Raw genomic sequence first — 9,550 nt, 5'->3', positions numbered from 1 at the left:
GCGCGGGGGGGCGGGGGGGGCGGGGGGGGCGGGGGGGGGGGCGCTCCCCTCTTGAGAGTCCCCGCGAGGGGGCGCGCCCCGCGGGGGGGCGCGGGCCCCCCACGACATGGCCGCGGACCCGGCCGGGGCCCGTACCGCGATCCTCGCGCAGGCCCACGGCTCGCTCCAGGCCGGCTACGTGGAGGCCTTCCAGCCCCGCTACGCCTACGGGGCGTCGCTCACGCCCGAGCTCACCGCGCAGCTGGCGGAGGTGGCCGGCTGGGCCAAGGCCGCCCAGCAGCTGCCCGGCTCCGCCGATGCCGCGGCCCTGCGCGGGCACCTGAACCCCACTCCCCTGAAGGCCGTGGACCCGGCCGCCGTCACCCTCGACTGAACCCGAACGGAGACCACCATGAGCACCGTCGACCAGAACACCCTGCGCCGCCGCGGCGTCGGACTGCGCGCCCACGACCCGGAGCGCAGCTACGGCGGCTACACCCTCTACACCCCGATCGCCGGCCCCGGCGAGGTCCGGCTCGTGGACATCGAGGGCCGCCTCGTGCACTCCTGGAGCTCGCCGCATCCGCCGGGCCGCCACGCGCGACTCCTGCCGAACGGCAACCTCTTCTACCAGGGCAAGGACACCTCGGGGCCGTCCCTGTTCCCGATCTGGGACGTCTACCACGGCGGCATCTTCCAGGAGATCGCCCCGGACGGCACGGTGCTGCGCGAGGTCCGCCACCCCTTCCACCACCACGACGCGTCCCTGCTGCGCAACGGCAACCTGCTGCTGCTCGGCGTGGAGCCTCTCGACCCCTCCGACGCGGCCCGTATCCAGGGCGGCATCCCGGGTACGGAAGCGGCGGGCGGCGTGGTCCACGGGGACGTGGTGTACGAGCTGACCTGGGAGGGGGAAGTGGTGTGGCGGTGGGCCGCCATCGAGCACCTCGACCCGGCCGAGGTGCCGCTGAACCCGCATTTCGCCCGTGAGCACTGGCCGATGGCGAACACCGTCAACGAACTCGCGGACGGCGGTGTCGTGGTGGGCTTCCGCAGCGCCTCCACCACGGTGGCCGTGGACCGCGCCGACGGCTCGGTGCGCTGGCGGCTCGGCCCCGAGGTGCACTCCCAGCAGCACTACCCGCACGAGCTGGACAACGGCAACATCCTCGTCTTCGACAACGGCACCTACCGGGACACCACCTCGGTGCCGTACTCGCGGGTGGTGGAGGTCGAGCCGGTGACGGGCAAGGAGGTGTGGGCGTACGAGGACAACCCGCCGCAGAACTTCTACAGCCCCTACATGTCGAGCGCGCAGCGGCTGCCGAACGGCAACACGTTCATAGCCGAGGGCAGCTTCGGCCGGCTGTTCGAGGTGACCGCCGGGGGCGACGTGGTGTGGGAGTACGTGGTCCCCGAGTTCGGCTCGTTCGGGACGGGGGTCGGGCTGGAGTCCTCCCGCGGCGCCCAGAACTCGGTCTTCCGGGCCTACCGCTACGGGGCGGACGAGATCCCCTGGCTGTGACCTCCCCCGGCTATGGCCCCGCCGCGCGGGGCCGGCCCCGGCGGGAGGTGTCCCGCCGGGGCCGGCCCGGCCCGCGTACGCAAGTCAGATGCGGAAGGGGCCCGTCACCTCGTACGTGATGCCGCCCGAGGAGCTGCCGGTGGCGCCGCGCCGGCTGGAGAAGTAGAGCCGGTCGCCGGCCGGGGAGAACGCCGGGCCGGTGATCTCGGAGGAGGACTGCCCGGTGATCCGCAGGAAGGGTGCGACCACGTCGTCCGAGGTGATCAGGCAGCCACGGGTCGGTCTCGTAGACGAAGCCGAGGCTGGCCTCCTCGCAGGGGAGCCAGGTGTTCCAGGGGGTCTTGCCGCCCGCGCAGTTCCTGCGCGCGCCGGAGAGGATCCGGTAAACGCGGCGGTCACGGTTCCGGAGGAGTTCAGGCGGACCGCGCCCGCGCCGCCCGAGGGGTTGATCTCGGAGTTGGAGACGTAGATCCAGCCGGTGCCGTCGGCGAAACAGGCGCCGCCGTCGAGGGCGTTGTGCCAGGTGTACGAGGTTCCGGCGACGGTGAGGCCGGAGCAGGCGATCACGCGGCTGGTGAAGCCGGCGGGCAGCATGATGCCGTTCGCGTCGGCCGCGCCCAGCGCCCCGTACGGGCCGGGGCCGGGCTGCGCGGGGGCGGCGTAGGCGGCTCCCCGCATGAGCGTGCCGCCGAAGGCGGCGGACGTGCCGACGACGGCGCCGCGCAGGAAGGTACGTCGTTCCACGGTCACTCCTCGAAGAGGGGACGCCCCGACCGGGCCGGGGCAGGGGTGGAGCGGGCAGGTTGGGAAGGTCCCGTAATCCGCCGCTCATGACGGTTCTTCGCGGTGCCCCACATACCTTGAGGTAACCACTGACCTGAATGTTCGTACTTGTGACCACGCCCTTCATGGGTGACGCTGTGACCGCGACCGGAAAGCGCGCTTCGACTGACGGCTTTCCGTGCGGACCAGTTGAGAGGAATTCATGAGCACGTACGCGGGCAAGAAAGCGGTTATCACCGGCGGCACCATCGGAATGGGGCTTGCGACGGCCAAGGCCTTGGTCGAAGCCGGGGGTGAAGCACTTGTCACGGGGCGGAACGAGAAGAACCTGGCCGGCGCCCAGGCCGAACTCGGCGCCAAGGGACACGTCATACGCTCGGACACGGGGCTCCTGAGCGACATCGACGCCCTCGGCCGGATCGTCGAGGAGAAGCTGGGGCAGATCGACTTACTGTTCGTCAACGCCGGCTTCGCGCAGCCCGGCCCGTTCGGGCACGTGACCGAGGAGTTGTTCGACACCACGTTCAACGTGAACGTGAAGGGCGCGTTCTTCACGGCCCAGCGGCTCGCTCCGCTGGTCAAGAACGGTGGCTCGATCGTCTTCACCACCTCGATCGCCAATGACTCGGGCAACCCGGGCATGGGCCCGTACGCCGGATCCAAGGCCGCGGTGCGGGCGTTCACCAAGGTGATCGCGGCCGAGCTGCTGCCTCGGAACATCCGGGTCAACGCGGTCAGCCCCGGGTTCATCCACACCCCGACCGCCGGCATCACCGGGGCCAGTCCCGAGATGCTCCAGGCGTTCGAGAAGATCGGTGACGAGCTCACCCCGATGCGCCGTCACGGTTCGGCCGAGGAGATCGCGCGCGCCGTGCTGTTCCTCGCCTTCGACGCCACTTTCACCACCGGTGAGGAGCTGAACGTCGACGGCGGTCTCGGCCAGCGCATCAACCGGCCGCAGGGCCTGTAGTTTTCGCCGGAGGGCGGAGCACGAGAAAGACGGTGCAGCAATGCGCCCCGCCTCTGCCGGGCTGCCGGTGTTGCCCCCTGACGGAACAAGGAGACGCCGATGGCGACGGGCCCGGGCTGCCCGAACGGGTGGCGGTGCGCGGCGCCGAGCGTCGGCCCTCCTCAGCGACGCCGAGGTCGACCGGCTGGAGCAGGCGTTGCGGGCGCTGTGCTCCGTTTCTGCGCGACCAGAAGGTGCAGGCACCCCTGTTCGCCCGGTGAACGGGCCCGATTCCGGCGGAATTCAGCGGCGCGAAATATCCTGTGAACGCCCGCGCGAGCAATGCACTTCGTTACGCTGGCGGCTCTGGTGACACCCGCATGTATACGGGGACACTCGGGGAGGGTGAGAAGAAAATGAGCGTAAGGGCACGGCCGGTCTTCTGCGGCCTCGACGCCGCGATGGAAGTCATCAGCGGCAAGTGGAAGGTGCTCATTCTCTGGGCCCTGCACCACCAGTCGCACCGGTTCGGCGCATTGAAACGGCTCGTCCCCGGAGTCAGCGAGAAAGTGCTGATCCAGCAGCTGCGCGAGCTGGAGGCCGACGGGATCGTCCTGCGCACGATGCACGACGACACCCGGCTGCGCGTGGCGTACTCGCTGACCCCCAGCGGCGAGGAACTGTTCGAGGCGCTCGAACCCCTCGGCGCCTGGGGCCGGGAGCACCTCCCCCGCAGGAAGGAACTCCCGGCCGAGGCGGCCGCCGGGGCCTGAGTCCCCGCGCCCTGCCGGCTTCGTCCGCCGGGTACCGCGGCCGGTGGATGGCGAGCCACCGAGCGCAGCAGGCAGTCGACCAGCTCGTCCACCGCGGCGTCCGACAGCGGGTCGTGGGTGAGCATGGTGACGTGCCGCCTTCCGCCTCCCCACTCCGGGCGCTGCACGCCGACGCCGGCCGCCGGACCGCGGCGTTCGCGGCCGCGGGACTCTCCATCGCCCGGCCCGCCGAGCGGAGCTGGATCCGCTCGACGCCGCTGCGGCCCTGAAGCCGGACGCCCCGCACCCCGGACCGGGGGGCGGGGCGTCCGCGTCAGGCGCCCACCGCTTTGCGCATGTGCTCGGCGGCGCGCCGCTCGAAGTCGTCCGGGTGGACGTCCTCGATGTGCGTGGCGATCGTCCAGCGGTGGCCGAACGGGTCGAGCACCTGGCCCGTGCGGTCGCCGAAGAAGTGGTCCTGGACCTCCCGCTGCTGGGTGGCCCCGGCCTTCAGGGCGCGGGCGAAGACGGCGTCGACGTCCTCGACGAACAGGTACAGGGTGACCGGGGTGCCGCCGATGGCCCGGGGGCCGAGCAGGCCGGCCTCCCGCAGCTCGTCGGAGAGCATCACGATCGTGCTGCCGATCCGTATCTGCGCGTGCATGATCTTGCCGTTGGGTGCGGTGGACCGGGCCAGCTCCTCGGCCCCGAACGCCTCGGCGTAGAAGGCGATCGCCTCGCTCGCGCCGTCCACGGCCAGGTAGGCCGTCAGCTCCGCATATCCGTCGGGAATCGGTTGGACCATTCTTGACCTCCGTGGTGTTCGGTGACTTCGGTGAGGGGACGGCTAGGCGGCGGTGAGCCGGTCGAGTGCGTCCAGGAAGCGCTTCAGTTCCCGTTCCGTGCCGAGCGAGACGCGCAGGTGGCCGGGGAAGCCGAACATGCCGGTGTCCCGCACGAGGATGCCGTGCTCCTTGGCGAGGACGTCCTGCGCCGTGGCCGAGTCCTCCACCCGGACCGCGACGAAGTTGGTCTCCGAGGGCACGTACCGGTATCCGCGCCGCTCCAGTTCGGCGTGGAACCAGTGCCGCCGCTGCGCGGTGGACTCCCGGATCCTGCGCAGGAACCCCTGGTCGGCGAGTGCGGCCAAGGCCCCCGCCTGGGCGACGCGGTTGACGCTGAAGGGCAGGACGTTCAGCGTGCGGCGGACCTCCGCGATGAGATCGGCCCGGCCGACGGCGTACCCGATGCGCAGCGCCGCCAGCCCGTACGCCTTGGAGAACGTGCGCAGCGCGAGGACCGGCGCGCCCCGGTCGAGGAAGTCCCGCGTCTGGGGCAGGCCCGGGTCGCCGAACTCCTGGTACGCCTCGTCGAACACCAGCGGTACCCCGCCGGCGTCGGCCGCGGCGACCAGTCTCGCGAAGTCCTCCCGGGCCAGTGCGGTCCCGGACGGGTTGTGCGGGTTGCACACGTATCCGATGCCGTGTTCCGGGAGCCTGTCCGCGAAGTCCGCCACGTCGACGGCGCCGTCGCGCAGCGGCCGTGCGACCGCCCCGCGGCCGATGCGTTCGAGGACCTCCGGATAGCCGGGGAAGGTGCCCTCGCTGACCAGCCCGGGCCGCGAAGGGTCGCCGAGGCTCAGCGCGGTGGCCAGCACCAGCTCGTCGCTGCCGTTGGCCACCGCGATCTGGTCCTCGGCGACGCCCCAGTGCGCGGCGAGGGCCGCCACGAGGGTCTCCCGCTGCGGCGCCGGGTAGCGGTGCACCCGTTCCAGCGCCTTCGTCGCCGCCGCCACGGCCGCGGGGCTGGCGCCGTACGGGCTCTCGCTCAGGTGTAGCCGCACCATCGTGTCGGCGTCCGGGACGCTGGTGTTGTAGACCTTCGGCTGCGGCCGTACGGGTGCGGTCACAGCCGGGATCCCAGCAGGATGCCGAAGCAGTAACTGCCCACCACTGCTTCCTTGGTGAGGAAGAAGTGCTCGCTGCCGGCCGGGATGCGCATCACGGCGGGCGAGGTCAGCTCGTGGAGGACACCGTCGAGGTGGACCTCGATGCGGGCCTGCCCGGGCTCCGGCGAGATCAGGAAGTAGATCTCGTCGACCTCGTGGGTGTGGGGCGCGGCGACCGGCTTGTCGACGAGCGTGCTGAGCTCGCCGCCCGCGATCTGCACGGGCATGCCGCCGAACATCTCCGCCGTGAGGTAGAAGGGCGCCGGCTGGTGGTGGCCCGCCACCGCGAGCGGGATGGGCAGCGCGGAGACGATCTCCGCGGTGGTCGCCGCGCTCATGCCGCCTCCAGCACGAAGAGGTAGGTGTGCGGGGCGCCGAAGGGGACCGCGCTGCGCAGGTGCATGCCGCCCTTGGCGAAGAGCTCCTCGTAGGCCTCGCGGGTGTAGATGGGAACGCCCATGAGGGCGTGCGCCAGTTCGAAGCCGCTGGAGAAGATCGGCAGGGTGTCCTCGCCGTTCCTCGGCCTGACGGTGGTGTCGCCCAGCAGGAACGTGTTGGCCTTGGGGAAGGCGGCACGCAGCCGGGGGATCACCTGGTCGCGGCGCTCGGGGTCGACGAGCAGGTCGTGCAGGAACATGAAGCTCATGACGACGTCGGCCTCGTCGGCGCCCTCGACGCGGTGGTCGTTGAACAGGATGTCGAGCACGTCCGCGCACACCGGCTCGACGGTTCCGCGCAGCCCGTACCGCTCGACGGTCTCGGCCCCGAGCTCGGTGGCGGACTTGCTGATGTCGATACCGATGCCACGGCTTCCGGGGCGCGCCTTCACCAGGCGGGAGACCCGCTCGCTGACGCCGGCTCCGAGGTCGACGAGGGTGGTGAAGTCGAGCCGGGAGATCTCCTGGTCCAGGAGGTGCCGCATGAGCGCGGAGTCCGCCTGGGCCGAGCCGAGCGCCACCATGCCCTCGTCGCGGTGGAGGTCGACGCCGAACCGGCGCTCCCCGCGGGCGACGGCTGCGGCGTTCGCGAAGACGTCGTGGTAGCCGCCGACGCCCCAGGTGAAGAAGCCGATCGCCTGGCGGACCTCCTCCCCGGTGCGGGTCGCACGGACGCGGTCCCCGCTCACGGCCAGGTAGCCGAAGGATTCCGCGGCGCGGACCAGGGCGTGGACGACGGCGTGGTCCAGGTGGTGTTCACGGCAGAACGAGGGCACCTCCACGGAGCCTTCGTCCTCCACTCTGCGAAACAGGCCAAGGCGTTCCAGTGCGTGCAGGACGTGCGCGCAGACGAATCCGTTGAAGGCGGTGTCGGGGTGGAGCGGGGTCTGCGCCTCCCCTTGCCACGGGGCGGTCAGCGTGTGTACCGGCGACAATGGTCTACTCCTCTCAGGATGGCGGCGGGCGGGGCGGTGGGGGCTCCGCCCGCCGCGAGCAGGACCTGGTCAGAAGGCCGGGTCAGAAGGCCTCGAGCCGGGCCAGGTTGGTGGCCAGGGAGTACGGGGTGAGGTCGACGCCCGGCGACTTGCCGAGGTGGAGGTCCCGGACGATCTGGCCGGCGAGGGGCGCCTGCGCCAGGCCGTGACCGGTGAATCCGGCGGCGAAGAGGATGCGCTCGTGCTTGCCGCTGCCCTTGCCGATGATGGCCGACTTCGTGGGCGTGACGTCCAGGGTGCCGGTCCAGGCGCTGTGCAGCGTGAGCCCTTCGAGCTCGGGGTACCACTTCGGCAGTTCGTCGACGGCGGCCTGGTACCAGATGTCCCGCAGGCCGTCCTGCTTCGAGATGCGCTCCAGACCGACGAGGACCGCCTTGCCCATGCCCATCGTCTTCAGCCCGGAGACGGGGTGGAAGGTGAACGGCAGGTTGTGGATGTCGCGGTCGGTGCGGAGCGGGTCGGAGTGCAGCAGCTCCGCGAACTGCCCCCACACCGGCAGGTCCAGGCCGGCCAGCTTTGCGACGTCGCCGCTGAACGGGCCGGCCGCGATGACGACGGACTCCGCGGTGAAGTCGCCCGCCGTGGTGGTGACCACGCCGCTGTCGGCGTCGATGCCGGTCACGGCGGTCTGCGAGTACAGGCGCGCCCCGTGCCGCTCCGCGGCCTCGGCGTACCCGCGGACGATCGCCTCCGGCTTGATGCGGTACGTCGCCGGGTTCCAGACCGCGGCCTCGATCGTGTCGGGGTCCAGCCAGGGGTTGAGCTCGACCGCCCGCGCGGCCGTGATCATCTCCACCGCGGCTCCGGCCTCGCGGTGGTCCGCGAGGTCGGCCTCCAGCTCGGCCGCCTGCTGCGGGCTGGTGAGGATCGTCAGCAGCCCCAGGTCCTGCAGTCCGACGTCGACGCCCGTGTCCGCGGCGAACTGCCGGAATTCCGCGAGGCTGCGCGTCGCCAGCTCGGAGTCGTGCGGCTTGCGGGGGAAATAGGTGCGGAAAGCTCGGGCGGTCTGGGAGGTGGTCCGGGAACCGAACTGGTTCTTCTCCACGAGGACGACGTCGACGCCCGCCTTGGCGGCGTGGTAGGCGATGGAGGTGCCGATCACCCCTCCGCCGATGACCAGCATTTCCGCCGTGTTCTTCTGCTCAGACATGCGCGCCCCTCGTAATGGTCGGACGGTAGGTCCAGTCGTCGCCTTCGATGTCCCACGGGAACAGCTGGAGGTTCCAGGCACCGAGGGCATTGACGTACGTCGCCATCTGCGCCATCAGCGCGACGAAATCCTCGCGCGTGGTGATGACGTCGAATGCGGCGACGACTTCCTTGGTGATGTCCCAAAGGGTGTTCATTCCGCAGTAGCCGAGGAATTCGGTCGGCTTGACGAGCAGGATGCGGGCCAGCTCGATCAGGGAGGAGAGCGGCATGTCGATGTTGCGGCCGGCCTTGACCAGCGTGGTGTAGTTGACGTAGCCGAGCGGCCGGGTCTCGCCGTTCACGGCGACCAGGGTGGTCAGGACCGAGTTCTTCGTCCCTGCGCCGGAGGTGCCGCGGGACTTGCCCTCGTGGATGTCGAGCAGCTCGTCGGTCGGGTCGACCAGCACGCGCTCGGTCTCCGCGGCGATCCGCTCGATCAGGTCGCGCAGCTTGTCGGACCCGACGTCGACCCGCCGTACGCCGTGGCCGGACGGCCCGTCGACGCGCCGTACGTGGGCGATCACCGGCTCGCCGTTTCCGTAGACCGACTCCCAGATCATCTGGCCGATCTTCGGCAGCGAGTCCACGTCCTCGGGGACGACCCGGCCGATCGGCGAGGTCGGCATCGGCTCGGTCAGCTCGCCGTACTTGATCGTCAGGTGCTGCACGGCGGAGAGGAACACCGTGCCGTTGGGCTGGATCTTGCGGTCCACCTTGTAGTCCGGCACGGCGTGCAGCAGATCGTGCGCCGGCGGGACGTGGTACATGCAGTCGCCGGCCACGAGCGCGTGGCCCTGCAGGGTCCGGTACGGCAGTGATGCCCACAGCGGCTCGACCAGATCCGCGTTGCGTCCCTCGTCGAGAGTGATCCGAACCTTGGCGCCGATCGGCTCCCAGGCGATCTCAATTTGTCGCATTGTGCTCCTAGCTCCTTCTACTCGGCCCTGTCGCTGACGAGAGCGGGGAGTTGGATACCACCAACGGGCTGGAT

Annotated in this window: 11 protein-coding genes and 1 pseudogene; 5 read left to right on the top strand and 7 right to left on the bottom strand. The window is 70.8% G+C overall.

Annotated features, from left to right (window positions below; all coding sequences use genetic code 11):
- Nucleotides 1–106: 106 nt before the first annotated feature.
- Nucleotides 107–373, top strand: a complete 267-nt coding sequence (locus ABZ924_RS11520) for a hypothetical protein (protein ID WP_361907040.1) — start codon at nt 107–109, stop codon at nt 371–373.
- Nucleotides 374–391: 18 nt separating this feature from the next.
- Nucleotides 392–1,504 carry an aryl-sulfate sulfotransferase gene (locus ABZ924_RS11515; RefSeq protein WP_361907038.1) on the top strand — a complete coding sequence of 371 codons (1,113 nt, stop codon included), beginning with the start codon at nt 392–394 and terminating at the stop codon, nt 1,502–1,504.
- Between the two features lie 84 nt (nt 1,505–1,588).
- On the opposite strand, the pseudogene ABZ924_RS11510 reads toward ABZ924_RS11515, so the two are convergent.
- A pseudogene (locus ABZ924_RS11510) lies at nt 1,589–2,248 on the bottom strand (alkaline phosphatase PhoX).
- Between the two features lie 241 nt (nt 2,249–2,489).
- Here ABZ924_RS11510 and ABZ924_RS11505 point away from each other — a divergent pair.
- The 3 genes from ABZ924_RS11505 to ABZ924_RS11495 all read left to right on the top strand — a co-directional run bounded on the left by ABZ924_RS11505 (nt 2,490) and on the right by ABZ924_RS11495 (nt 4,278).
- Entirely contained in the window at nt 2,490–3,257 is a 768-nt protein-coding gene (locus ABZ924_RS11505) for an SDR family oxidoreductase (protein WP_361907036.1), read from the top strand.
- Nucleotides 3,258–3,652: 395 nt separating this feature from the next.
- Nucleotides 3,653–4,009, top strand: a complete 357-nt coding sequence (locus tag ABZ924_RS11500; protein ID WP_361907034.1) for a helix-turn-helix domain-containing protein — start codon at nt 3,653–3,655, stop codon at nt 4,007–4,009.
- 47 nt (nt 4,010–4,056) lie between these two features.
- Nucleotides 4,057–4,278, top strand: coding sequence for a hypothetical protein (locus tag ABZ924_RS11495; RefSeq protein WP_361907033.1), 222 nt, complete (start codon nt 4,057–4,059; stop codon nt 4,276–4,278).
- Between the two features lie 44 nt (nt 4,279–4,322).
- Here the strand turns inward: ABZ924_RS11495 and ABZ924_RS11490 are convergent, their stop codons facing one another.
- The 6 genes from ABZ924_RS11490 to ABZ924_RS11465 all read right to left on the bottom strand — a co-directional run bounded on the left by ABZ924_RS11490 (nt 4,323) and on the right by ABZ924_RS11465 (nt 9,476).
- Nucleotides 4,323–4,793: a VOC family protein gene (locus ABZ924_RS11490; RefSeq protein ID WP_361907031.1), complete on the bottom strand. Its 471-nt coding sequence runs from the start codon at nt 4,791–4,793 to the stop codon at nt 4,323–4,325.
- Nucleotides 4,794–4,835: 42 nt separating this feature from the next.
- Nucleotides 4,836–5,897 carry a histidinol-phosphate transaminase gene (locus ABZ924_RS11485; RefSeq protein WP_361907029.1) on the bottom strand — a complete coding sequence of 354 codons (1,062 nt, stop codon included), beginning with the start codon at nt 5,895–5,897 and terminating at the stop codon, nt 4,836–4,838.
- Nucleotides 5,894–6,274, bottom strand: a complete 381-nt coding sequence (locus tag ABZ924_RS11480) for a cupin domain-containing protein (protein WP_361907027.1) — start codon at nt 6,272–6,274, stop codon at nt 5,894–5,896. Before ABZ924_RS11480 ends, ABZ924_RS11485 begins: the two co-directional genes overlap by 4 nt.
- Nucleotides 6,271–7,308 (bottom strand): class I SAM-dependent methyltransferase, encoded by a 1,038-nt coding sequence (locus ABZ924_RS11475; protein ID WP_361907025.1) that lies wholly within the window; start codon nt 7,306–7,308, stop codon nt 6,271–6,273. The genes ABZ924_RS11480 and ABZ924_RS11475 overlap by 4 nt, the downstream gene beginning before the upstream one ends.
- 82 nt (nt 7,309–7,390) lie before the next feature.
- Nucleotides 7,391–8,608, bottom strand: a complete 1,218-nt coding sequence (locus ABZ924_RS11470) for an FAD-binding oxidoreductase (RefSeq protein WP_361907023.1) — start codon at nt 8,606–8,608, stop codon at nt 7,391–7,393.
- Nucleotides 8,511–9,476 carry a hypothetical protein gene (locus tag ABZ924_RS11465; protein ID WP_361907021.1) on the bottom strand — a complete coding sequence of 322 codons (966 nt, stop codon included), beginning with the start codon at nt 9,474–9,476 and terminating at the stop codon, nt 8,511–8,513. The genes ABZ924_RS11470 and ABZ924_RS11465 overlap by 98 nt, the downstream gene beginning before the upstream one ends.
- Nucleotides 9,477–9,550: the final 74 nt, after the last annotated feature.

Source organism: Streptomyces sp. NPDC046876, from assembly GCF_040645035.1.
Classification (GTDB): Bacteria; Actinomycetota; Actinomycetes; order Streptomycetales; family Streptomycetaceae; genus Streptomyces.
The sequence above is the reverse complement of the archived record's forward strand: the minus strand, read 5'-3'. Positions and strand labels throughout refer to the sequence as shown.

Excerpts from the sequence above, each read along its gene's own strand:
- ABZ924_RS11520 (WP_361907040.1), top strand. The coding sequence starts at position 107 with ATGGCCGCGGACCCGGCCGGGGCCCGTACCGCGATCCTCGCGCAGGCC.
- ABZ924_RS11515 (WP_361907038.1), top strand. The coding sequence starts at position 392 with ATGAGCACCGTCGACCAGAACACCCTGCGCCGCCGCGGCGTCGGACTG.
- ABZ924_RS11505 (WP_361907036.1), top strand. The coding sequence starts at position 2,490 with ATGAGCACGTACGCGGGCAAGAAAGCGGTTATCACCGGCGGCACCATC.
- ABZ924_RS11500 (WP_361907034.1), top strand. The coding sequence starts at position 3,653 with ATGAGCGTAAGGGCACGGCCGGTCTTCTGCGGCCTCGACGCCGCGATG.
- ABZ924_RS11495 (WP_361907033.1), top strand. The coding sequence starts at position 4,057 with ATGGCGAGCCACCGAGCGCAGCAGGCAGTCGACCAGCTCGTCCACCGC.
- ABZ924_RS11490 (WP_361907031.1), bottom strand. The coding sequence starts at position 4,793 with ATGGTCCAACCGATTCCCGACGGATATGCGGAGCTGACGGCCTACCTG.
- ABZ924_RS11480 (WP_361907027.1), bottom strand. The coding sequence starts at position 6,274 with ATGAGCGCGGCGACCACCGCGGAGATCGTCTCCGCGCTGCCCATCCCG.
- ABZ924_RS11470 (WP_361907023.1), bottom strand. The coding sequence starts at position 8,608 with ATGCCCTCGGTGCCTGGAACCTCCAGCTGTTCCCGTGGGACATCGAAG.
- ABZ924_RS11465 (WP_361907021.1), bottom strand. The coding sequence starts at position 9,476 with ATGCGACAAATTGAGATCGCCTGGGAGCCGATCGGCGCCAAGGTTCGG.